This window comes from Corallococcus sp. NCSPR001, assembly GCF_017309135.1.
Taxonomy (GTDB): Bacteria; Myxococcota; Myxococcia; order Myxococcales; family Myxococcaceae; genus Corallococcus.
Window position 1 is genome coordinate 8385978 of record NZ_JAFIMS010000002.1, and the last position, 21937, is coordinate 8407914.

Consider the following 21937-nt stretch of genomic DNA (forward strand, 5'->3'; position numbering starts at 1 on the left):
CCAGGGCATACCACCCAGGGCCAAGGCGGGACTAGAAGAGGAAGTCCGTGGTGAGGAAATCCGACTCTCTGCGGGTCAGGATGGATTGGACGAGCGCGGTGTTGTCCGGCGTCGTCTTCGTCGCCACCAGCGTGCGGATGGAGAACACCCGCAGCGCGTCCGCCACGGACAGCGTCCCCTCCGCGGAGTCCTTGCGGCCGTTGAACGGGAACGTGTCCGGCCCCCGCTGGCACTGGCAGTTGAGGTTGATGCGGCCCACCTGGTTGGAGAACGCGTCGATGAACCGCCCGATGCGCGCAGAGTCCTTGCCGAACAGGCTGAGCTGCTGACCGAACGGCGACTCCACCACCAGCCGCACCGCCTCCGCGTCGTCGTCGAAGACCATCACCGGCACCACCGGACCGAACTGCTCCTCCGTGGCCAGCCGCATGTCGCGCGTCACCGGGTACACCACCGTGGGTGAATAGAACGACCGGGACGCCTGCCCGCCCGTCGAGTTCACCACGCGCGCGCCCTTCGACACCGCGTCATCCACCAACCCCTGGAGATAGGTCCCCTTGCCCGGCTCCGGCAGCGGCGTGACGGCGACGCCCGGGTCCCAGGGCATGCCGGGCTTGAGCTTGTCCACGGCGGCGGTGAACTTCGCGAGGAACGCGTCCACGATGTTCCGGTGCACCACCAGCAGCTTGAGCGCCGTGCACCGCTGACCGTTGAAGGACAGCGTGCCGGTGATGCACTCCTTCACCGCGTTATCCAGGTCCGCGTCCTCCAGGATGATGGCCGGGTTCTTCGCGTCCAGGCCCAGCACGGACTTGAGGCGGTGCGGGCGCGGGTGCATGCGCTTCAACTCGCTGGCGCCCTTGTTGGTGCCGATGAAGGCGAACAGGTCCACCTGCCCGCTCTCCATCAGCGCGCCCACGGTCTCCCGGCCCCGGCCGTAGATGATGTTGATGACGCCAGGTGGGAAGCAGTCCCGGAACGCCTCCAGCAGTGGCCTCACCAGCAGCACGCCGAACTTCGCCGGCTTGAACACCACGGTGTTGCCCATCAGGAGCGCGGGGAAGAGCGTGCTGAAGGTTTCGTTCAGCGGGTAGTTGTACGGCCCCATGCACAGGGCCACGCCCATGGGCGCGCGGCGGATCTGCGCCATGATGCCCTGGTCCTGGACGAAGCGCGACGACGTGCGGTCCAGCTCCTTCAGCGCGCGGATGGTCTCCACGATGAGGTCCACCGTGCGGTCGAACTCCTTCTCCGAGTCCGGCTGCGTCTTGCCAATCTCCCACATGAGCAGGTTCACCACGGCGGTGCGCTGGGCGCGCATGGCGGTGAGGAAGCGCTCCACGTGCTCGATGCGCTCCGCGACCTTGAGGGAGGGCCAGACGCCCCGGCCGGAGTCATAGGCCTTCACCGCCGCCGCGAGCGCGTCCAGGGACTCGCGCGAGGTGAGCAGCGGCGTGGCCCCAATCACCTTCTGCTTCAGCCCCTCCGGGGTCCGGACGAACACGGGGCTCGCCACCGGGTTGAGCTCGCCGGCCCAGGTGCGCAGCTCGCCGCCCACCAGGTACTCGCGCTGCTCCAGGTACGCGGGCAGCCGCACGCCGGGGGGAATCTGCTCTTCGGTGGGAAAGAGGGTGTCGAGTGCCGTCATGGACGGCCTTTCTAATCAGACACCCCGCCCCCGGCACGATTTCCCGTCATGATGAAACCATGATGAGGAGACGAGCCCCCCGTGCGGTTCGATGCGGGGCGCATCTGGATGATGGCTCCACCCTGATGCGCGAGAGGTGGTCCATGCTGAAGTCCCTCCTGAGAAGTGCCCTTCCCCTGCTCCTGATGACGTCCGCCGAGCCCGCGCTGGCCCAGCCTGACGCGGGCGCCGTGGGCAAGAGCGTCATCATCGGCACGGTGATTGACACCGAGACCAAGAAGCCCCTGCCGGACGTGGTCGTCACCGCGACCTCACCGAGCCTGGTGGGTGAACAGACGGTCGTCACGGACGCCAACGGGAACTACCGCATCCCCCAGCTCCCCGCGGGCACGTACACCCTGCGGTTCGAGAAGGAGGCGTTCAAGCCATACGTCCGCAATGAGCTCCAACTGCTCCTCAACCGCACCATCCGCGTGAACGTGGAGATGCTCCCCGAGAGCTTCTCGTCGACGATGCCCATCATGGGCTCGCCGCCGACCATCGACGTGGGCTCGTCGAACCATGGCGTCAACGTGGACCAGGAGTTCATCAAGCGCATCGCGGTGGCGCGTCCGGAGAGCAAGGGCGGCGCGACGCGGAGCTTCGAGTCCCTGGCGGCGAGGGCGCCGTCCGGAGACGGCGACCCGAGCAGCAACAACGACCGCGCGCGAGCCCCGTCCTGGGCCCTGCCGCACATGCTCGTCGTCCCGGACGGCACGCCGCAGACGGTGTACCGCGCCCCCCAGGCCTCCGCGGTGCCCACGCCGCAGCCCGCGCCGGAGCGCACCGTCGCGCCGCAGGGCCAGCGCTTCTTCGACATGTACTTCAAGGGCTACGGCGTGAACCCGACCGTGGACACCGAGGAGGAGCGCTTCTCCACCTTCTCCGTGGACACGGACACGGCGTCGTACACGCTGACGCGCGCCTACCTGGAGCGCGGCGCGCTTCCTGACGAGCAGGCCGTGCGAGTGGAGGAGTTCGTCAACACCTTCGACTACGGCTACGCCAACGCCCCGGACGCGCCCTTCAGCGTGAACGTGGAGGGATTCCCCTCCCCCGCGCGCAAGGGCTACCAGGTGGTGCACATTGGCGTGAAGGCGCGCGACGTGAGCCGCGCCGGGCGCAAGCCGGGGCACCTGGTCTTCGTCATCGACGTGTCCGGCTCCATGGCCATGGAGAACCGGCTGGGCCTGGTGAAGCGCTCGCTGCGCCTGCTGGTGGACGCGCTGGATGAGCGCGATTGGGTCTCCATCGTCGTCTACGGCACCACCGCCCATCAGGTGCTCGCGCCCACCAACGCCACGCAGAAGGACACCATCCTGAGCGCCATCGACAGCGTCCAGTCGGAGGGGTCCACCAACGCGCAGGCGGGCATGGAGCTGGGCTACGCGCTGGCCGCGAGCCACATGCTCAAGGGCGGCATCAACCGCGTCATCCTCTGCTCGGACGGCGTGGCGAACAACGGCATCACCGAGGCGGACGGCATCTGGGCGCTCGTGAAGGAGAAGGCGGCGGCGGGCATCACCCTGTCCACCGTGGGCTTCGGCATGGGCAACTACAACGACGTGCTGATGGAGCGGCTGGCCCAGGTGGGTGAAGGCAACTACTCCTATGTGGACAAGCTGGAGGAGGCCCGCCGCATCTTCGTGCAGAACCTCACCGGCACGCTCCAGGTGGTGGCCAAGGACGTGAAGCTCCAGGTGGAGTTCGACCGCAAGACGGTGTCCCGCTACCGCCTCATCGGCTACGAGAACCGGCTGCTCACCCAGCAGCAGTTCAACGACGACCGAGTGGACGCGGGCGAAGTGGGCGCGGGCCACGCCGTCACCGCCCTCTACGAGGTGAAGCTGCGCGACCCGGCCCAGACGAACTTCGGCACGCTGCGCATCCGCTACAAGGCCCCGGAGGGCGGCAGCTCGAAGCTCATCGAGAAGGCCATGCCCGTGACGCTCCTGCGCCCCGCCTATGAGAAGGCCGCGTCCCCCACCCGCCTGTCCTATGTCGCCGCCGCCTTCGCGGAGAAGCTGCGCGGCTCCTACTGGGCGCGCCCGCTCACCTACGACGCGCTGGTGTCGCTGTGGGAGGAGTTGGGTACGCCGCTGAAGGCGCGCGCGGACGTGGTGGAGCTGGGTGAGCTCATCCGGCTGGCGAAGAAGCTGGACCGCCGCGAGGACCGCTTCGAGTCCTTCGCACCGGTGCGCACCATGGACGCCGACCGCGTCCCCACCCTCAAGTAGGGACGGTCCGGATGCCGCGCAGGCTACTGCCCACCCTCGTCGCCCTCGTGCTCGGCCTCGCCGGGCTCGGGGTGGGCCTGGGCTACCTCCACCGCATCTTCGCCGCGGAACGCGAGGATGCACGGGCCTCGCTCCGCTCCCGGCGCGAGGCCCTGGAGCAGTACGCCCGCGCATCGTTGAGCCAGGCGCTGCGCGAGGGCCTGGAGGGCGCGCGCGGCACGCTGGCGGCGGCGAAGGAGGATCCGTTGGTGGCCACGCCGGGGCTGTACCTGCGGGAACAGGGGGAGCAGGTCCTGCCTCGGCTGGCGCTGTTCGACACGGCCGGGGACGCGCCCGCGAAGGACCGCTACGCCAGGCTGCGCGCGGGCACGGAGGTCGCGGACGAGGACGAGGGCCCGTGGAAGGAGCGGCTGGAACGGATGGCGCTGGTGGAGCAGTCGCTGAAGGCGAAGGACCGGAGGGCCACGCAGCTGTCGTTGATGGCGCTGCTCCAGCACCGGGCCCGCTTCGTGCTCGCGTCCACAAGGGACCTGCCCTCGATGCTGGTGGTGCTGGAGGACGTAGCGGCGAGGGGCGACGTGGTGCCAGAGCTGATGCGGGCCCTGGTGCGCGACGGGCTCCTGGACGGCCAGGGCGGTGGACGGCTGGAGGGATTGCAGCGGTTGTTGTTGCTCAAGCGCTCGCGCTTCACGCCGGAGGACTTCGACTTCCTGCGCGGGAAGGTGGTGGCGCTCTCCACGCGCGTGGGCGTGCCGGTGGCGGACTTCGAGGCGCGGGCGCGCGAGCTGGCTTCGACGCCGCTGCCCCTTCCCGAGGACGTGCGGGAGCCATTGCTGGCGCGGTCCGGCTGGTACCTGGAGCCACTCCAGGGGAGCGACGTGCGCGGGCTGGCGCTGGACCTGTCAGGGCTCCTTGCGGGGCTCACCCGCGAGATGCGGGAGCGCGGCCTGCTGAAGGCGGATGGACACGTGACCCTGCCGGGGGATGCGCCGGTGCTGACGCTGGCGTCGCTGCCGGTGGCGGTGGAGTCGTCCGAGTGGGCCCTGGGCGAAGAGGCGCTGGAGCGCCGCTACCGGATCAAGACGCTGATGCTGGCCCTGTGCGCGGTGCTGGCGCTCACCATCGCGGCGCTGGCCTTCGTGGCGCAGCAGCGCAAATACCGTTTCCTCGAATTGAAGAGCGACTTCGTGGCCACGGTGTCGCACGAGCTGCGCACGCCGCTGGCCTCCATCCGGCTGCTCGCGGAGACGCTGGAGTGGCGGGTGGCGGAGGGCGCGGACGCGAAGGACTACCCCGCGCGCATCATCCGCGAGGCGGACGGGCTGGGCTTCCTGGTGGAGAACCTGCTGTCCTTCAACCGCATCGACAAGGGGCGCTGGGTGCCGAAGCTCGCGCCGGTGCGGCTGGACGAGCTGATCTCCAACCTGCGCCGCGACCTGGAGTCCGGCGCGCCGGTGCCGGTGGAGCTGACGGCGAACGTGGACGCGCGCGAACTGAACGCGGACGCGCAGCTGTTGCGGCTCCTGCTGGCGAACCTGGCGCGCAACGCGTGCGCGTACAACACCCGCAGCCCCGTGCGGCTGCACGTCCAGACGCTGTCCGGAGGCCGCGTGCACTTCACGGACAACGGCACCGGCATCCCGGAGACCGAGTGGGAGCGCGTCTTCGGCGAGTTCTACCGGCTGTCCGGACGCGACGGCCGCGAGGTGCCCGGCAGCGGGCTGGGGCTCGCGCTGTGCCGGAAGATTGCCCGGCTGCACGGAGGCACGCTGCGCGTGGCGGCCTCCAGCCCCGAAGGCACGACCTTCGAATTGACCCTCCCCGAGTACCGGCCCGACGCCCGGAGCATCGCATGACCACCGCCGCCCCCACCGTCCTCGTCGTGGAGGACGACCCGAACCTGCGGCTCGCGCTGCGCGACAACCTGGAGCACCAGGGCGGCTATGCCGTGGAGGAAGCCGCCACGGTGAAGGAGGCGCGCGAGCAGCTCTCCCGCCGCGACTTCCAGCTCATCCTCCTGGACGTGATGCTGCCGGACGGAGACGGCTATGCGCTCTGCCGCTCGCTGCGAGAGGAGGGCGTGGGCGTGCCGGTGCTGATGCTCACCGCGCGCACGCTGGAGGAGGACGTGGTGCGCGGCTTCGAGTCCGGCGCGCAGGACTACCTGGGCAAGCCCTACCGGCTGCGCGAGCTGCTCGCGCGAGTGGGAGCCCACCTGCGGCGCGGCGGCGTGGCCCCGGCGAAGGTCCTGCGCTTCGCGGGCTACAGCGTGGACCTGGACCGGCGGCGCGTGGATTCCCCCGAGGGCGCGGAGGTGGAGCTGACGCGCAAGGAGTTCGACCTGCTGGCCTTCTTCCTGAAGGAGCGCGAGCGGGCGCTCAAGCGCGACGAAATCCTGGACGCCGTGTGGGGCACGGACGTGGTGGTGGATCCGCACACCGTGGACAACTTCGTCTCCAGCCTGAAGCGCAAGCTCAAGTGGACCAGCGCGTCCCGCTTCTCCATCCAGACCGTGCGCGGCGTGGGCTACCGTATGGAGGTCGAGCGCGGTTCCTGACTCGAGAGGGGGTCACCGATGAGGTTCCTGTTCCACGTCCTGCCATGCCTCGTCTTGCTGCTGGCCTCTGCCCCCACGAGCGCACAGTCCGACAGCGCCATCTTCGGCACCGTCATCGACGCCGCGACCCGGAAGCCCATCCCGGACATGGTCGTCACCGCGGTCTCGTCCTCCCGCGGGGAGGAAGAGGTCGTGGTCACGGACCTCCAGGGGAACTTCCGCATCCATCACCTGCCGCCGGGGCGCTACACGCTGCGCTTCGAGCGGATGTACTACCACCTGTACGTGCGCGCGGACCTCCAGTTCCAGGAAGGGCACTCCCTGCGGGTGCACGCCGAAGTGGTTCCCGACCCGAACGCGCCCAGCGTCGCGTGCGGGCCCCCTCGTCCCGATTTCGATGCGGGTCTGCCGATGGACGCTCCCCCGGCTCCTGCCGTCGTGAGCCCTCCGCCGCCGCCCCCCTGAGGTAATGCCATCCAGGGACTGAAGGTTGAAGCGCGGCTCCTGATGGCTTGTCAGCTCCAGGGCCGCGGGAAACACTCCCCGCATGGCCTCCGCCCGCCGCGTCCTCGTCCCGCTGCCCGACCATGACTTCGACGTCACCGAGGTGGCCGTGCCCTGGCGCATGCTCACCGACGCGGGCCATGAAGTCGTCTTCGCCACGGAGAAGGGCCACATGCCGGCGGCGGATCCGCTGCTGCTCACCGGAGTGCTCTTCGGACAACTGGGCGCGGATCCGGAGCCCAAGCGCTTCTATGGCGACCTCACCCTCACGGAGGCCTTCCAGAAGCCGCTGACCTGGGACGCGGTGACGCCGTCGGACTTCGACGCGCTCCTGCTGCCCGGAGGCCACGCGCCGGGCATGCGGCAGTACCTGGGCAGCGGGGCACTCCAGGCGAAGGTGGCGGCGTTCTGGGCGCTCCAGCGGCCCGTGGCGGCCATCTGCCACGGCGTGCTGGTGCTGGCGCGCACCAAGGCCCCCGCGACGGGCAAGAGCGTGCTCCACGGCACGCGCACCACGTGCCTGCCCAAGTACATGGAGCGCTCCGCGTACCTGCTGACCGCGTGGAAGCTGGGGCGCTACTACCGGACCTACCCCGCGTACGTGGAGGAGGAGGTCATGGCCGCGCTCGCGGACCCGAGCCACTTCGAGCGCGGCCCCCGCGTCCTGTCCAAGCGCGGCACCGCCACGGACCACGCGCCCGCCTTCGTGGTGGAGGACGGGCGCTACGTGTCCGCGCGGTGGCCGGGGGACGCGTACCTCTTCACGGAGCGCTTCCTGAAGAGGCTGTGAGACGGCGGCTCAGGACTCGTCGCCGCTGCTGTCGGACATGTAGCCGCCCAGCTTGTCGAACTGCTCCGGCCGGGTGATCTCCTTGCGGAAGTTCTGGTCGTTGTAGTTCACCGCGCGGCGCATGTAGTCCGGGTTCTTCGCCATAGGGAAGGCGGGGCTGTCCCCCTTGAAGGCCTGATCCAGGGTGAGCGTCCCGTCCTGCACCGCGCGCAGCGTCGCGCGGCCCGCCTTGCCGGAGCCTCCGACGCGCATGGGCTCGGACACGTTCATGATGGCCGTGAGCTTGGCGGCGGCGTTCTTCGACTTGTTGTCCGTGAGGTGCTGGGGCGCCTTGCCGTCCAGGGCGTTGAGCAGGTCGGTGGCGATCTCCTTGTCGCTCTTGCCTCCGGCCTTCAGCGCATCCACCAGGTGCGAGTACCGGTCGCCCACCTTCTGGTTGCCGTAGTCCTTCTTCGCCTGGCTGGTGATCTTGAAGGCCGGGTCGGACGTGGGGAACTTGCTCGCGTTCACCGGGCCGAAGGGCGTCTCCACGCGCTGCTTGCCGTCGATCTTCGGGTTCATCTTCTGGAAGCCCTGCGCGGTGCTCACGAAGCCGCTGCGGCCATCCGACGAGCCCACCGCGTCCGCGGACGACTGACGGCGATCCTCGCGAAGCTTCGCCCGCTTCAGCCGGGCCTCCGTCGTGTTGTCCTTGATGTCCGTCTTCGCCAGCTTGTTCGGCTCCGACGACGACGCGTCCGAAGCGTCCAGCGGGCGCTTCTTGCTCGTGCTCGTGGTGCTCGAGGAAGGCGTGGAGACGGTGTTGGGCGCCTTGGACGTGGACGCGGCGGGCGGCGACTTCGGGAGCGACGGCGCCTTGAAGCTGGAGCCACCAATCGACTTGGGCATGAGGGGCCTCCGGGGGATGAGGGAACGAACTGGCGCGGCAGTCTAACCGGGGCCCGTCCCGCGCGCCCGGAGAGCGCTCAATCCCTGTTCACCTGACGCCCTTTCGGATTCCCCGGATTGACTGGATACCCAGGCCAATGGCATGAAGCCCGGGAGACTTTGTTCTTCAAAGCAACAAAGTACACCTGGGATGTACGAATCCACCTCCCAGGAGTTCCTCCACCTGCTGGCGGTACCCATGGGAGATGTCATGAGCCACAAGGGAATGATCCGCGGTCTGTCGTTGCTGGGAGTCGTGGGCGCGCTGGCGGGCTGTTCGGGGCCGGAGGCGGAAGACACCGCGCCAGGAGCCGTGGGCCAAGTGGAGAGCGCCGCCGTGGTGTCGACCATCACGGAGGGCGACTACGTCATCCGCTCAGTGCGGACGAACAAGTGCATCGACGTGGCGTCTTCCAGCACGGCGGACGGCGCGAAGGTGCAGCAGTGGGACTGCAACGGCACCAACGCGCAGAAGTTCCACATCTCGCCCACGTCCGGCGGGTTCTGGAAGATCATCAACGTCAACAGCGGCAAGGCCCTGGACATCGTGGGGGTCAGCACCGCGGAGAACGCCGTCCTCCACCAGTGGACCTACGTCGACGGCGCCAACCAGCAGTTCCAGTTCATCAACCGGGGCGGCACGCAGTTCAGCTTCCACCCGCGCCACACCGGCATGGCCATGGACCTGTCGTGGGGCTCCTTCGACAACGGGACGCTCATCGTCCAGTACCCGTACTACGCGGACCGGGACAACCAGCGCTGGACGTTCGACAAGGTCTCCGGCGGCGGGAGCGGCGGCACGGGCTTCGGGGGCATCCTCACCCGGGACATGTTCAACACCATGTTCCCCGGCCGCAACGGCTTCTACACGTACGACGCGCTCATCGCCGCCGCGAACACCTTCCCGAGCGTGGCGACCACGGGTGACACCGACACGCGCAAGCGCGAGGTGGCCGCGTTCCTGGCCAACGTGTCACACGAGACGGGCGGGCTCGTTTACATCGAGGAGATCAACAAGGGCGACTACTGCGACACGTCCTGGGGGCCGCCGGGGTGCAGCTGCGCTCCGGGCAAGCGGTACTTCGGACGCGGCCCCATGCAGCTGTCGTGGAACGGCAACTACTGCGCGGCGGGCAACGCGCTGGGCCTGCCGCTCCAGGCGAACCCGGACCTGCTGGCCCAGGACGCGAACGCCGCGTGGCGCACGGGCTTCTGGTTCTGGACCACGCAGAACGGCGCCGGCTCCATGACGGCGCACAACGCCATCGTCAACGGCGCGGGCTTCGGTGAGACCATCCGCACCATCAACGGGTCGGTGGAGTGCTACGGCCGCAACCCCGGCCAGGTGCAGAGCCGCATCGACAAGTATCTGCAGTTCTGCTCCCTGCTCGGCGTGAGCCCCGGCAACAACCTGGGGTGCTGACGCCTCAAGGCAGCTGACCCAGCAGTTCGAAGAGGGCCTCGCGCGTCAGCCCCGCCGCGTCGCGAGCCACCGTCTCCAGCATCCCCCGGGCCCGGCCCAACCGGGCCGGGTCCGCTTCCTCCAGGGCGGCCACGGCGGCCTCCTGGAGCTCGCGCGACGCGGCCGGGCCCAGCTGTCCCTTCAGCAGGAAGAGGGCCTCCGCCGCCTGGGCACCGGAGCGCACCAGCGCCACGGCGGAGCGGGCCGCGACGTGGGGGCTCTCGTCGCGGAGGTGCTCGCGCAGGGCCGCGATGGCCTCAAGCGACAGCGGACCGCTCAACCCCAGCAGCGCCGCCGCCTCCTGCCGGATGGGCGCTTCCGGCGCGGTCAACGTGCGCACCAGCGCGGACTCCAGGTCCGGCAACGCGGGCGCGGGCCGCGCCTCTCCATTCAGCTCCTCCAACAGGCCCCGCAGCGACACCAGGGCCAGATAGAGGCGCGCGCCTTCCGACCCGCGCACCTGCTCCAGCAGCCGGGGCGCGGTGAGTTCCGGCGCCAACGGGGCGAGCGCGGCCAGGGACTCCAGCGCGGAGAGGGCCACGGGCTCCTCGTCCTCCAGGAGCGCCAGCAGTTGGCGCAGCTCCGACTCCGCGGCGGTCCCCAGCCGGCCCACGACGCGCGCCATGGCGCCGCGCACGGAGGCCCTCGGGTGCTGGAACAGCCCGTCCAGCGCGGCGAGTTGGAAGGGATCCACCCGGCACACCCCGGCGAGCACGCTCGCCGCGTTCTCCAGGGCCGGGGCGTCCGCCTCCATCCGCGGCAGCACCGCCAGCACGCTCCGCACGGCGAGCCCGGTGAGGCCCGCCTGCGGAGGCCACCAGCTTCGCTGCAACAGGAACAGCAGGGGCTCCGCGACCGCCGTCCCGGTCCGCCCCAGCTCCTCCAGGAGCGCCCGCGCGGTCCGCTCCCGCGCCTCCGGCTCCCCGGACACCAGCAGCTCCTCCAGCGCCGACTGCGCCTCCTCGCGCGCGCCTGAATCCCGCGAGGCGAGCCGCCCCAACCATTCCTCCACCGTGCGGACACGGCCCTTGCTGCGCTCCGAAGACATGGCGCCACGCTAGCGCAACACCCCGGCGGCCCGGGGCCTTCACGCTACGGGTCGGCCTCGGTGACGTGCCCTTCCGCGTCCACGTCGAAGTGGAGCGTGCCCCGGTTCTTGCCCACCACGTACAGGGCGTAGCGGCCCCCGGGCTGGAGCGCCCGGGGCCCGTCCAGGACGGTGAAGCCGGGGGGCGACTCGCCGTACGTCAGCGAGGCCACGCTGGCCATGTCGCCGTACGGCTCCGCCCGCAGCTGCCAATACATCTCCCCCGCCCGGTCCAGCACCTGGACGGTGGTGTAGCGGGGGCGGTCCTCGTGCTCCGGATCCACCACGGTGAAGCGCGGAGCGGGCAGCCGCCGTGCGTCCGCCACCAGGGACACCTGGATGACCGGACGGCACGCGGTGAGCAGCAGGAGCAGGACCCAGGCCCACCCCAGGAGTGCGAAGCGCGAGGACCGCATGGCCTACGGAGCCCCCTTGCCGGCCCGGACCTGGGCGATGGCCGCTTCAATCTGCGCCGTGTAGTCCTTGCCGTTGAAGTGGAAGCCGGCGGCGGGGTTGGCGAAGTAGCCGGCGAGCTGCGCCTGCTGGAGGAACTCCGCCTGCTGCTCGGGGTTGAGATCGCTCCAGGGCTTGCCCGCGTCCAGGCCCTTCTCGAAGTCGTAGCCATCCCCCAGGTTCTGGGCCACCAGCGCCTCGCTCATGTAGTCCGTGCCGCCGTTCTGGTGCTGCCAGACGTGCGCCGACTCGTGCACCAGCAGGTCCGGCGTCAGGGGCAGGTCGTCCGGCGGGATGTAGATGGTGTTGCCATGGGTGAACGCGCGCCCGCTGGTGCTGAAGAGGCCGGAGTTGCCCTCCTTGATGCGCATCGACGAGTAGTCGATGGAGTCCCCGTAGACGCTGCGCAGCGTGGCGATCTCACTGTCCGACAGCTTGCGCGCGGGAGGCTCCACGCCAATCAGCGTCTGGATGGCGCTCAGGGCCCGGCCGCCCATCATCAAGATGGCGTCCACGGGCGTCTGCACCACGGTCTTCAGCAGGCCCAGCCCCATCTGCTTGAAGCCTTCACCGAACTTGCCCTGGAACAATTTGCCGATGCCGCCAAAGAAGGTGCCGATGCCTTCTCCGACATTGCGGAACGCGCCCACGACGGTGCTGACAGCCCCCGTGAACAGGCTCCGCACGCCGTCGCCCGCGCGGTTGGCCACCGTCTTGATGCCGCCCCAGACGCTCTTCGCCGCGTTGCCCACCCAGTTCGCCGCGCTGGAGACAGCGCTGCCCACGGTCTTCGCCGTGTTGCCCACCCAGTTCGCCGCGGTGCTGACGGCGCTGCCCACTGCCTTGGCCGCGCCGCTGACGAGGTCACCCACGGCCTTGAAGGGGTTCCAGAACTCGACCTCCTTCGACTTGCCGTCCACGACGATGGTGCCCTTGTCGTTCTCCGCGCGGATGTCCGCCACCTGCTTCGGCGACAGCTTCTCGCCGGACAGGATGCGGCGGAACAGCTCGCCCTCGTCGCCCTGGGTGTCCTCGGTGTTGAGCTTCGTGTCCAGGTGGTGGCCCGCCTCCTCCACGTAGGTGGAGGCCGCCAGCGACGGGTCCAGCGACTCGTTGATGAGCACCGTGCCGGATTCCGCGTCATAGGCGCCGTTGGCCCCGTTCAGCGTCTGCGCGGGCACGGTGCGGACCGGAGGCAGCCAGCCGAAGTCGCCCTTCAGGGCCTGCTGCCGGAACTGCTCGGCCTTGGCGGCGTCATAGCCCTCGCCGTAGACCGTCCGCATCGTCTGGTGGAACTGCTGCTTGTCCGACGCCAGCGCGCCGAACTCGCGCTTGAGCGTGGACGTCACGTCCGGCTGCTTGGAGACGAACGCGCTCTGCTCGGAGAAGCCCGCCCGGCGCGCCGCCGCTTCGGGCGTGCGCGGAGGCGTCCCCTGCGCCGCGTTGTTTCGTGCCGTCGCCGGCTGTCCCCCCGCCGCGAGCCCCTTGCGAGGCTCCTGCGGCGGGACCCTGGATTGGATCCGCATCGTCATCACATCCCCCTGTGTGAAGCATGAACAGTCAGGACACAGCGTATACCCCGTGTCCGACATGGGGTGACATACGACGACCGGCCGATACCTGGGGCGGCTACATCATCTGCGCGATCTGGATGAGGTTGCCGCAGGTGTCCTCGAAGACGGCGACGGTGACGGGCCCCAGGGTGGTGGGCTTGCTCTTGAACACCACGCCGAGCTTCTCCATGCGCTCATATTCCGCCTGACAGTCATCGACGCCGAACGACGCCGCCGGGATGCCCGCGTCGAACAGGGCCTTCTGGTACACGCGCGAGGGCGCGAAGCCCATGGGCTCCAGGAGGATCTGCGTCCCCTCCTGCGCGTCCGGCGCGACGACGGTCAGCCACCGGTCCTTGGGCCCCACCGGGACGTCCACCTTCAGCACGAAGCCCAGGACCTCCGTGTAGAACTTCAGGGCCCTGGACTGGTCCTCCACCATCACGCTCATCACAGTGATCCGCATTCCGTGTCTCCGGGGGACTCGTGGGTTCACCCCACTGCGTGGAGCGTGCCTCAGGGAGGGGGCCGCACGCTCAGGGAAAAGTCCGCGCCGCGCCGCTTGAGCGCGCAGTCAACGGCGGGCGGATGCGAGGGGTCCTGGAGGAAGGCCTTCACGATGCTCGCGCCGCACGTGTTGAACGAGGCCGCGTGGCTGCGGCCCCGCATGTCGACGGGGTACGCGTTGGGCATCGAATCGAGCAGCCGGTGGCCCCACTCCGGAGGCGTGTCCGGGTCGAACTCTCCCGCGAAGACGAGCGCCGGCACGTCGCTCTTCACCGGCGTGTTCTCCACGGCGGGCGCGGGGGGGACGTTCCATGCGCGGCACTCCTGCGGCGAGGCCGTCCCCTCATTCAAGCCGCCCAGTCCCATGGCGGGTGAGAGCTGCGCGGCGATGCGCCCCGCGTCCTCGAACGGCAGCTCCTCCGCGCACCACACGGAATAGCGCAGGCCCCAGGCCATGGCCGAGGGCCCCTGGTTGCCACGGATCAGCCCTGACAGGGCTTCGAAGCGCCCCTCGGAAGCGTCCACGATGAGCTTCGGGATGAGGGGAATCTGTACGGGTTCGTGCATCGCGGAGTAGATGGCCTCCACCACCTGTGCGCCCCGGATCTCCGCCGGCCCGCCGGCCGCCCGGATGGCCAGCTTCAGGGGGCGACGGTCCGCGTCGGCCACCAGCTTCGCGAAGCGAGCGCGCAGGTCGGGATACCGGGCGCCGCACTCGCGGTCCACCGCGCACCCGTCGAACACCTGATTCAGGACGCGCAGCACGTTCGTGGCGGAGACCTCGTCGAAGTTCACCTCCGGAGGCAGCACCGAATCCAGCACCACGCTCCGGACGCCTCCGGGGTGCCGCCGCAGCACGGTCAACATCAGCCGCGTGCTGTACGACACGCCGTAGAGATTCCACCGCGCCACGCCGAGCACCTTGCGCAGGTCCTCGATGTCATCCGCCGAGGCCTCGCTGGTGTAGCCATCCAGGTCCACGCCCGACGCGCTCAGCGTTGCCCGGCAGCGTCCCGCCGCCTGCGCCAGCGCGGTGGCCGCCGCCGGACCGCGCAGCCGGCCCGCGGACTCCTCGCCCTTGAGCTTCGTGATCTCCGGGCACTGGAGCGGCGGCTGCGCGAACTTCGCGCCGCGCTGCTCCAGGACGATGTAGTCGCGCTCGTCCAGCAGCGTGTTGTTCTTGCCGGAGGTCATGTGCTCGACCGCGCTGAGGCCCGGGCCTCCGGGCATGAACAGCACCGGATCCGCCAGGGGCTTCGCGGCACGGCCGCGGAAGATCGTCACGGGAAGGCGGATGGGGCGGCTGTCCGCCTTGTGCCGGTTCTCCGGCACCACCAGCAGGCCACAGTCGATGCGCTCCGTGGCGGCGACCTCCACGGCGCAGGCGCCCGGCTCGAAGCGGGGAACCGTGGGAGCCGGTTCAGCCCCGGCATGCCATGAGAGCAACAGCACCGCGACGATGAGGGGCAAGCGCATGCGCTCCGTTAAACCAGCACCCGGCGGCCCCGGTCCACCGCCCGCGAAGGCCCGTCCGCTCAGCGGTGACGCACGCCGTGCCGGAAGCAGTCCACCGTGTGGTCATCCACGATGCCCGTGGCCTGCATCCATGCGTAGACGATGACCGGCCCCACGAACTTGAAGCCGCGCTGCTTGAAGGCCTTGGAGTACGCCTCCGACAGCTCCGTCTTCGCCGGCACGTCGCCCCGGCCCTTCCACACATTGCGGATGGGCTTCCCGCCCGCCATGCCCCAGACGAACGCGGAGAAGTCCTCGCCCGCCTCCTGCATCTTCAAATAAGCGCGCGCGTTGCCGATGGTCGCTTCAATCTTCGCGCGCGCCCGGACGATGCCCTCGTCCCCCATCAGGCGCGTGACGTCCTTCTCCGTGAAGCGCGCCACCACCTTCGGGTCGAAGCCCTTGAACGCCTTCCGGAAGGCCTCGCGCTTGCGCAGGATGACGATCCACGCGAGCCCCGCCTGGAAGCCCTCCAGCATCAACATCTCCCAGAGCGCGCGGCTGTCGCGCACCGGCACGCCCCACTCCTCGTCATGGTAGGTCTGGTACAGCGGATCCGTCCCCACCCACACGCAACGCTGTTGCATCCGCGCTCCTCCCGATTCCCTGTCTACTTCAGCGCGGGCGCGTCAGCAGCGCGAACAGCCCGTCGCTCCACCACCGGCCGCGCAGCCCCGGCAGGAACCGCTGCCAGTACACGCTGCTGCGGGGAATGCGCCCGGGCAGCGGATAGTCGAAGTCGATGGACTGGAAGCCCGCCTCCACGGCCATGCGCCGCGCGTCCAGCTCCGTGATGGGCGTGATGTGGCCGGAGTCCCGGTAGTCCTGCTCGCAGAACGCGGGGAAGTAGCCCCGGACCAGGAAGGACAGCCGCGCCGTCAGGCTGTCGTTGTTGGGCGTGGTGAAGAAGAGGTGGCCCCCGGGCTTGAGCACGCGGAAGGCCTCCTTCACGAAGTGGCGCGGGTTGGCCAGGTGCTCCAGCACTTCAATGGCGAACACCCAGTCCACCGACGCATCGCCCCACGGCAGCGCGTCCCGGGACACGTCCCGCAGCTGGAACTCCACGCCCGGCAGGCGGCTGGCGCCCGCGTCGTGGATGTCCGTGCTGAGGATGCGCTCGACGGCCGGGTTCTGTCGCAGCCGGCGGATCCACCCGCCGCTGCCCGAGCCCACGTCGAGCACCACGCCGAAGGCCCGCTGCCCCGCCACGCTCCAGGCCGCGTCCCGCAGCGGCTCCGGGGACAGCCCGTCCTGACGCCGCGCGTAGGCGGCGGCATCATGGCCCAGCGGCCCCGTGTTGCCCTTCACATCTGGCTCCATGCGCGGGGAGTCTAGCCTCCGGAGCGCCGGGATGCGCAGGTGAAGGAAGCCCTGCCCTTTCGCGCGAACCGCTATCATCCGCGCGCCAGGTGCTACCGGGAGGCACGCATGGGACAGGAAGTGGATGTCATTGTCGTGGGCGGAGGGCTCGCGGGACTCGTCGCCGCGACCGAGCTCGCGGATGCGGGCAAGCGCGTCGCCGTGGTGGACCAGGAGGGACCGCAGAACCTGGGCGGCCAGGCGTTCTGGTCGTTCGGCGGCCTGTTCCTCGTGGACTCGCCCGAGCAGCGGCGCATGGGCATCAAGGACTCCCACGCGCTCGCGCTGGAGGACTGGATGGGCACCGCCGCCTTCGACCGCGAGGAGGACCACTGGCCGCGCCAGTGGGCGGAGGCCTTCGTCAACTTCGCCGCGGGCGAGATGCGCCCCTGGCTCGTCCAGCAGGGCATGAGCTGGTTCCCCGTGGTGGGCTGGGCGGAGCGAGGCGGCTACGGCGCCGTGGGCCACGGCAACTCCGTCCCCCGCTTCCACGTCACCTGGGGCACCGGCCCCGGCGTGCTGGAGCCCTTCGTCCGCCGCGCCAAGGCCGCGGAGGCCAAGGGCACCCTCACCTTCCACTTCCGCCACCGCGTGGACGAACTGCTCACGCAGAACGGCGCCGTGGTGGGCGTGCGCGGCATGTTGCTGGAGCCCACGGACGTCCCGCGCGGCGCCAGCAGCTCGCGCGTGACGGTGGGTGACTTCGAGCTGCGCGCGAGCGCGGTCATCGTCACCTCCGGCGGCATCGGCGGCAACCACGAGCTGGTGCGCAAGGCGTGGCCCCAGCGCATGGGCCCCGCGCCGAAGTTCATGATTCAAGGCGTGCCCGACCACGTGGACGGCCGGATGATCGCCATCACGGAGGCCGCGGGCGGACGGCTCATCAACCGCGACCGCATGTGGCACTACACGGAGGGCCTGCGGAACTGGAGCCCCATCTGGCCCCGTCACGGCATCCGCATCCTGCCGGGCCCCAGCTCGCTGTGGCTGGACGCCACCGGCAAGCGCCTGCCGCCGCCGCTGTTCCCCGGCTTCGACACGCTGGGCACGCTGGAGCACATCCTCAAGACGGGCCACGAGCACACCTGGTTCATCCTCAACCAGTGGATCATCAAGAAGGAGTTCGCGCTCTCCGGCTCGGAGCAGAACCCGGACCTCACCGGCAAGGACTGGCTGGGCGTGCTCAACCGCGCCGTGGGCAAGAAGGCCATGGGCCCGGTGGAGGCCTTCAAGGAGAAGGGCGAGGACTTCGTCATCTCCAACAACCTGCGCGACCTGGTCGCCGGGATGAACGCGAAGACGGAAGCTCCGCTCCTGGACTTCGCCACGGTGGAGCGCGAGGTGAAGGCCCGCGACCTCCAGATGGACAACCCCTTCAGCAAGGACCTGCAGCTCGCGGCCATCCGCCAGGCGCGCAACTACCGGGGTGACAAGCTGGTGCGCACCGCGAAGCCGCACCGCATCCTGGACCCCAAGGCGGGGCCGCTCATCGGCGTGAAGCTGAACATCCTCACGCGCAAGACGCTGGGCGGCTTCGAGACGGACCTCCAGGGCCGCGTCTTCAACGACCGGGGGCAGACCATCCCAGGGCTCTATGCGGCAGGCGAGGTGGCCGGCTTCGGAGGCGGTGGCGTCCACGGCTACCGCGCCCTGGAAGGCACGTTCCTGGGCGGCTGCATCTTCTCCGGCCGCGCCGCGGGCCGGGCCGCGGCGGGGAGTGTGTAGGCCTCAGGCGGCGGCCTGGAAGGGCCACGGCGTGGCCCGCATCCCGGCCGCCCAGTTGTCGTGTCGGCCGTCCCAGTAATGGAACGTGAGCAGCGACGGGTCCACGTCATCCAGCGTGTTGACGTAGATGGAAACAAACTTCCCGCCCAGCTCCGGGACGTCGCCATCGCCGAAGCACACGACGCCGCAGCGCCCGCAGAAGCTGCGGGTGTTGGGGCTGCCGTCGCGCCCATACTTCTTGATGGCGTCCTGGCCCTGCAGGAGCCGGAAGGCGTCCGGCTTCATCCCCGCGCCGCCGCCGTAGCCGTACTTCATGCAGATGGTGCAGTTGCAGCGGGTCACCCCGGCCAGGTCCACGGTGGCCTCGTAACGCACGGCGCCGCACAGGCAGCCGCCCGCGTAGGTGTGCAGGCCGCTCAGTGCAGGGTTCTTCTGCTGGGTGTTGGTCTGGGTCATGGCGATGTCTCCGGTGCCGCGTTGTGGGAACGCAATCAATGTCGCCCCGGCCCGTGACAGCCTTATGTCAGGTTTGTCGCCGCTCCCTGTTGAACCCGGCGGGGCCTGGCCCAGAGTGCCTCCGTCCACCGTTCCCGGAGCCCCCATGCCCGCGTGGAAGTCCCTGTCCCGTGTCCTTGCCCCGACGTTGCTCCTGCCGCTGCTGGGAGCCGCACCGCCCGCCCCCTCACCCGCCACGAAGCCCGCTTCGGCCGTGAAGGCGGCCGTGGCCCGGCCGTCGAAGCAGTACTCGGTGGAGCAGTTCATGGGGTCCACGGAGTTGATGGCCCCGGTCTTCACGGCGGACGGCAAGCAGCTGCTGTTCTCGTCGAACGCGTCCGGCATCTTCAACGTGAACAGCGTGCCGGTGGGCGGCGGCAAGCCCACGGCGTTGACGCGCTCGAAGACGGACAGCATCCGGGTGGTCGCGGCCTTCCCGCGCGACAGCCGCTTCCTCTTCGAGCACGACCAGGGCGGCAACGAGCAGACGCACGTCTACGTGCGCACGCCGGACGGCAAGGAGAAGGACCTCACGCCCATGAAGCAGGGCGTGGCCGGCTTCCTGGGCTTCAGCCAGGACGACAGCGCGTTCTACATCACCACCAACGAGCGCGACCCGAGCGCCATGGACGTGTACCGCTACGACGCGAAGACGTACGCGCGCACGCTCCTGGCCCGGAACGACAAGGGCTTCGGCGTCGCCGCCGTGGCCCCGGACGAGAGCTGGGTGGCGCTGGAGGAGGCGGTCACCACGTCGGACGGCAACGTGTGGCGCTACGACGTCGCGACGAAGGGCTTGAAGAACCTCACGCCCCACACGGGCTCGGCCAGCTACCGCGTGGGGGACATCCACCCCGTCACCGGGGAGCTGTACGTCCTCACGGACGACGGTTCGGAGTTCACCCGCGTGGTGCGCCCGGCGAAGGAGGCCGGCAAGTGGGAGGACGTGGAGAAGGAGGACTGGGACATCTATGGCACGTACTTCTCGCGCTCGGGGGCGTTCCGCGCCTCCATCGTCAACGTGGACGCCGGCATCGAGGTCCGCCTGCACGACGTGAAGGCCGGCACGCAGGTGCCGCTGACGCAGCTGCCCGCCGGGATGATCTCCAACGTCGTCTTCTCCCGTGACGAGAAGCAGCTGGCGGTCCAGCTGGAGACGGACCGCACCTCCGCGAACCTCTATGTCCTGGACCTGGTCACGAAGAAGACGCGGCGCGTGACGGACACGATGAGCCGCGAGCTGGACTCCGAGGACCTGGTGGACGCGCAGGTGGTGCGCTTCAAGTCCTTCGACGGGATGGAGATCCCCAACCTGCTCTTCAAGCCGCACCAGGCCTCGGCGGAGCACAAGGCTCCCGCCATCATCTACGTGCACGGCGGACCCGGCGGCCAGACGAGCCGGGGCTACAACAACTTCGTCCAGTACCTGGTGAACCACGGCTACGTGGTGCTGGGCATCAACAACCGGGGCAGCGCGGGCTACGGCAAGACGTTCCTGAAGGCGGACGACCAGAAGCACGGCAAGGAGCCGCTGCGCGACTGCGTGGAGGCGCGCAAGTACCTGGCGAGCCTGCCGTACGTGGACGGCTCGCGCGTGGGCATCCTCGGCGCCAGCTATGGCGGCTACATGGTGCTGGCGGGGCTCGCCTTCCACCCGGACGCCTTCGACGTGGGCGTGGACGTCTTCGGCCCGTCCAACTGGCTGCGCACGCTCAAGAGCATGCCGCCCGAATGGGGCGCCTTCCGTCAGGCCATGATCCAGGAGATCGGCGACCCGGAGAAGCAGGAGGCGATGCTCAAGGAGATCTCCCCCCTCTTCCACACGGAGCGCATCCAGAAGCCGCTGTTCGTCGTGCAGGGCGCCAACGACCCGCGCGTCATCCAGGCGGAGTCGGACGACATCGTGGCAGCGGTGAAGAAGCACGGCGTGCCCGTGGAGTACCTGCTGCTCCCCGACGAGGGCCACGGCTTCAAGAAGAAGAAGAACGAGGCGGAGGTGGACCGGCGCATCCTGGCGTTCCTCGACCGCTACCTGAGGCCCGCCACCGCCACGGCCCCCAAGCCCTGAGGGCTGTCAGGACTGAATTTCCGCGTACGTCGCTGGGAGCGAAAGGAGCGGCCCCGATGAACCTCAAGCACCTGAATCCTTCCGGTCACGGCATCGACGCGGCCTCGCGTCCCAGCCCGGTGACCGCTCCTTCCACGTGCCGCTGGCGGGACTTCGCGTCCTTTCGCCTCGCCTCGCCCGGCTCCTGAAGGCGTCACGCCCCGTCCCTGACGCGGCATGCCCCTGAAAGGCCGGGCCCCCGACACAGGGGACCCGGCCTTCTTCACGTCCGGGCTCCCGCTCACCTTCCGCTTCCCATCTCCACCCATAGGCCGCGCACCGGGTGCAGTCCGAACTCCAAATCCGGACGAGCAGGGTTCGACTCCCTGGCGGCCTGTCCCGCCCGAAAGGCCCCCGTGTCATGGAAACGCTGGTGCTGAGCCAGTCCTATGAACCTGTCGCACGCATCCCGTGGCAACGCGCCGTCATGCTGCTCGTCCAGGGCAAGGTGGAGGTCGTCGAGGAGTACGAGGACCGCGTCATCCGCTCGGTGACGGTGGAGCTGCGCATGCCGTCCGTCATCCGCTTCGTGCGCGCCCTGTGGAAGGGCCCGCGCGGCGTGCGCTTCAGCCGCGAGAACGTCTACCAGCGCGACCAGTGCCGCTGCCAGTACTGCGGCCGCAAGGTGACCCGTCCGGAGGCCACGTACGACCACGTGCTGCCGCGCGCGCAGGGCGGCCGCACGAGCTGGGAGAACATCGTCATCGCCTGCGTGCCCTGCAACCAGAAGAAGGGCAACCGCACCCCGGCCCAGGCGCGGATGACGCTGCGCACCGTGCCCGCGAAGCCGAAGCGGCTGCCGGACGCCCTGGTCGTGTCGTTCCTCGTGGAGAAGGGCCTGCCCCTGTCCTGGCGCAAGTTCCTGAGGGACGTGGCCTACTGGCACACGGAGCTGGAAGCGTAGGGTCCCGACCCATGGAGTGGGCCGGGACTTCGCTTCCGCGCCGCAACGGTTAGAGTGCCGCACGTCGA

At 69.6% G+C, this 21937-nt stretch carries 19 protein-coding genes; 9 read left to right on the forward strand and 10 right to left on the reverse strand.

Going from position 1 to position 21937, the window contains the following annotated elements:
* Positions 1–31 precede the first annotated feature (31 nt).
* Positions 32–1648, reverse strand: a complete 1617-nt coding sequence (locus tag JYJ93_RS35735) for an NADP-dependent glyceraldehyde-3-phosphate dehydrogenase (protein WP_206799067.1) — start codon at positions 1646–1648, stop codon at positions 32–34.
* A gap of 185 nt (positions 1649–1833) precedes the next feature.
* Between JYJ93_RS35735 and JYJ93_RS35740 the strand changes: the two genes are divergently transcribed.
* From JYJ93_RS35740 to JYJ93_RS35760, 5 genes are all read left to right on the forward strand, one after another.
* Positions 1834–3924 carry a von Willebrand factor type A domain-containing protein gene (locus JYJ93_RS35740; protein ID WP_242544882.1) on the forward strand — a complete coding sequence of 697 codons (2091 nt, stop codon included), beginning with the start codon at positions 1834–1836 and terminating at the stop codon, positions 3922–3924.
* An 11-nt stretch (positions 3925–3935) separates the two neighbouring features.
* Complete coding sequence (locus tag JYJ93_RS35745; protein ID WP_206799069.1) at positions 3936–5780, forward strand: HAMP domain-containing sensor histidine kinase; 1845 nt, start codon at positions 3936–3938, stop codon at positions 5778–5780.
* Entirely contained in the window at positions 5777–6481 is a 705-nt protein-coding gene (locus tag JYJ93_RS35750; RefSeq protein WP_206799070.1) for a response regulator transcription factor, read from the forward strand. The genes JYJ93_RS35745 and JYJ93_RS35750 overlap by 4 nt, the downstream gene beginning before the upstream one ends.
* Positions 6482–6499: 18 nt before the next feature.
* The gene (locus JYJ93_RS35755; protein WP_206799071.1) at positions 6500–6946 is read left to right on the forward strand and encodes a carboxypeptidase-like regulatory domain-containing protein; all 447 of its coding nucleotides are present in this window, start codon (positions 6500–6502) and stop codon (positions 6944–6946) included.
* Between the two features lie 82 nt (positions 6947–7028).
* Positions 7029–7775 (forward strand): type 1 glutamine amidotransferase domain-containing protein, encoded by a 747-nt coding sequence (locus JYJ93_RS35760; protein WP_206799072.1) that lies wholly within the window; start codon positions 7029–7031, stop codon positions 7773–7775.
* A gap of 9 nt (positions 7776–7784) precedes the next feature.
* Here JYJ93_RS35760 and JYJ93_RS35765 read toward each other — a convergent pair whose 3' ends face one another.
* A complete protein-coding gene (locus JYJ93_RS35765; RefSeq protein WP_206799073.1) occupies positions 7785–8663 on the reverse strand; it encodes a hypothetical protein in 879 nt (292 codons plus the stop codon).
* Between the two features lie 250 nt (positions 8664–8913).
* Here JYJ93_RS35765 and JYJ93_RS35770 point away from each other — a divergent pair, with 250 nt between their 5' ends.
* Positions 8914–10125 (forward strand): RICIN domain-containing protein, encoded by a 1212-nt coding sequence (locus JYJ93_RS35770; RefSeq protein WP_206799074.1) that lies wholly within the window; start codon positions 8914–8916, stop codon positions 10123–10125.
* A gap of 4 nt (positions 10126–10129) precedes the next feature.
* Here JYJ93_RS35770 and JYJ93_RS35775 read toward each other — a convergent pair whose 3' ends face one another.
* The 7 genes from JYJ93_RS35775 to JYJ93_RS35805 all read right to left on the reverse strand — a co-directional run bounded on the left by JYJ93_RS35775 (position 10130) and on the right by JYJ93_RS35805 (position 16599).
* Positions 10130–11212, reverse strand: a complete 1083-nt coding sequence (locus tag JYJ93_RS35775) for a hypothetical protein (protein WP_206799076.1) — start codon at positions 11210–11212, stop codon at positions 10130–10132.
* 44 nt (positions 11213–11256) lie between these two features.
* A complete protein-coding gene (locus JYJ93_RS35780) occupies positions 11257–11667 on the reverse strand; it encodes a hypothetical protein (protein ID WP_206799077.1) in 411 nt (136 codons plus the stop codon).
* A 3-nt stretch (positions 11668–11670) separates the two neighbouring features.
* Positions 11671–13236: a hypothetical protein gene (locus tag JYJ93_RS35785; protein ID WP_206799078.1), complete on the reverse strand. Its 1566-nt coding sequence runs from the start codon at positions 13234–13236 to the stop codon at positions 11671–11673.
* 97 nt (positions 13237–13333) lie between these two features.
* Positions 13334–13723, reverse strand: coding sequence for a VOC family protein (locus JYJ93_RS35790; RefSeq protein ID WP_206799079.1), 390 nt, complete (start codon positions 13721–13723; stop codon positions 13334–13336).
* 50 nt (positions 13724–13773) lie between these two features.
* Positions 13774–15240 carry an alpha/beta fold hydrolase gene (locus JYJ93_RS35795; protein ID WP_206799080.1) on the reverse strand — a complete coding sequence of 489 codons (1467 nt, stop codon included), beginning with the start codon at positions 15238–15240 and terminating at the stop codon, positions 13774–13776.
* 59 nt (positions 15241–15299) lie between these two features.
* The gene (locus JYJ93_RS35800) at positions 15300–15866 is read right to left on the reverse strand and encodes a DNA-3-methyladenine glycosylase I (protein ID WP_206799081.1); all 567 of its coding nucleotides are present in this window, start codon (positions 15864–15866) and stop codon (positions 15300–15302) included.
* A gap of 28 nt (positions 15867–15894) precedes the next feature.
* Positions 15895–16599, reverse strand: a complete 705-nt coding sequence (locus JYJ93_RS35805) for a class I SAM-dependent methyltransferase (protein ID WP_206799082.1) — start codon at positions 16597–16599, stop codon at positions 15895–15897.
* Positions 16600–16707: 108 nt separating this feature from the next.
* Between JYJ93_RS35805 and JYJ93_RS35810 the strand changes: the two genes are divergently transcribed.
* On the forward strand, positions 16708–18363 hold the full coding sequence (locus tag JYJ93_RS35810) for an FAD-binding dehydrogenase (protein ID WP_206799083.1): 1656 nt from the start codon (positions 16708–16710) through the stop codon (positions 18361–18363).
* Positions 18364–18366: 3 nt separating this feature from the next.
* On the opposite strand, the gene JYJ93_RS35815 is transcribed toward JYJ93_RS35810, so the two are convergent.
* Positions 18367–18819, reverse strand: coding sequence for a GFA family protein (locus tag JYJ93_RS35815; RefSeq protein WP_206799084.1), 453 nt, complete (start codon positions 18817–18819; stop codon positions 18367–18369).
* A 145-nt stretch (positions 18820–18964) separates the two neighbouring features.
* Here JYJ93_RS35815 and JYJ93_RS35820 point away from each other — a divergent pair, with 145 nt between their 5' ends.
* Together JYJ93_RS35820 and JYJ93_RS35825 are read left to right on the forward strand one after the other, a co-directional pair.
* Positions 18965–20926, forward strand: coding sequence for a S9 family peptidase (locus tag JYJ93_RS35820; protein ID WP_206799086.1), 1962 nt, complete (start codon positions 18965–18967; stop codon positions 20924–20926).
* Between the two features lie 400 nt (positions 20927–21326).
* Positions 21327–21869, forward strand: coding sequence for an HNH endonuclease (locus JYJ93_RS35825; RefSeq protein ID WP_120524460.1), 543 nt, complete (start codon positions 21327–21329; stop codon positions 21867–21869).
* The last annotated feature ends 68 nt before the right edge of the window (positions 21870–21937 follow it).

Coding starts and splice junctions, on each gene's coding strand:
- JYJ93_RS35735 (WP_206799067.1), bottom strand. CDS start 1,648: ATGACGGCACTCGACACCCTCTTTCCCACCGAAGAGCAGATTCCCCCC.
- JYJ93_RS35740 (WP_242544882.1), top strand. CDS start 1,834: ATGACGTCCGCCGAGCCCGCGCTGGCCCAGCCTGACGCGGGCGCCGTG.
- JYJ93_RS35745 (WP_206799069.1), top strand. CDS start 3,936: ATGCCGCGCAGGCTACTGCCCACCCTCGTCGCCCTCGTGCTCGGCCTC.
- JYJ93_RS35750 (WP_206799070.1), top strand. CDS start 5,777: ATGACCACCGCCGCCCCCACCGTCCTCGTCGTGGAGGACGACCCGAAC.
- JYJ93_RS35755 (WP_206799071.1), top strand. CDS start 6,500: ATGAGGTTCCTGTTCCACGTCCTGCCATGCCTCGTCTTGCTGCTGGCC.
- JYJ93_RS35760 (WP_206799072.1), top strand. CDS start 7,029: ATGGCCTCCGCCCGCCGCGTCCTCGTCCCGCTGCCCGACCATGACTTC.
- JYJ93_RS35765 (WP_206799073.1), bottom strand. CDS start 8,663: ATGCCCAAGTCGATTGGTGGCTCCAGCTTCAAGGCGCCGTCGCTCCCG.
- JYJ93_RS35770 (WP_206799074.1), top strand. CDS start 8,914: ATGAGCCACAAGGGAATGATCCGCGGTCTGTCGTTGCTGGGAGTCGTG.
- JYJ93_RS35775 (WP_206799076.1), bottom strand. CDS start 11,212: ATGTCTTCGGAGCGCAGCAAGGGCCGTGTCCGCACGGTGGAGGAATGG.
- JYJ93_RS35780 (WP_206799077.1), bottom strand. CDS start 11,667: ATGCGGTCCTCGCGCTTCGCACTCCTGGGGTGGGCCTGGGTCCTGCTC.
- JYJ93_RS35785 (WP_206799078.1), bottom strand. CDS start 13,236: ATGACGATGCGGATCCAATCCAGGGTCCCGCCGCAGGAGCCTCGCAAG.
- JYJ93_RS35790 (WP_206799079.1), bottom strand. CDS start 13,723: ATGCGGATCACTGTGATGAGCGTGATGGTGGAGGACCAGTCCAGGGCC.
- JYJ93_RS35795 (WP_206799080.1), bottom strand. CDS start 15,240: ATGCGCTTGCCCCTCATCGTCGCGGTGCTGTTGCTCTCATGGCATGCC.
- JYJ93_RS35800 (WP_206799081.1), bottom strand. CDS start 15,866: ATGCAACAGCGTTGCGTGTGGGTGGGGACGGATCCGCTGTACCAGACC.
- JYJ93_RS35805 (WP_206799082.1), bottom strand. CDS start 16,599: ATGGAGCCAGATGTGAAGGGCAACACGGGGCCGCTGGGCCATGATGCC.
- JYJ93_RS35810 (WP_206799083.1), top strand. CDS start 16,708: ATGGGACAGGAAGTGGATGTCATTGTCGTGGGCGGAGGGCTCGCGGGA.
- JYJ93_RS35815 (WP_206799084.1), bottom strand. CDS start 18,819: ATGACCCAGACCAACACCCAGCAGAAGAACCCTGCACTGAGCGGCCTG.
- JYJ93_RS35820 (WP_206799086.1), top strand. CDS start 18,965: ATGCCCGCGTGGAAGTCCCTGTCCCGTGTCCTTGCCCCGACGTTGCTC.
- JYJ93_RS35825 (WP_120524460.1), top strand. CDS start 21,327: ATGGAAACGCTGGTGCTGAGCCAGTCCTATGAACCTGTCGCACGCATC.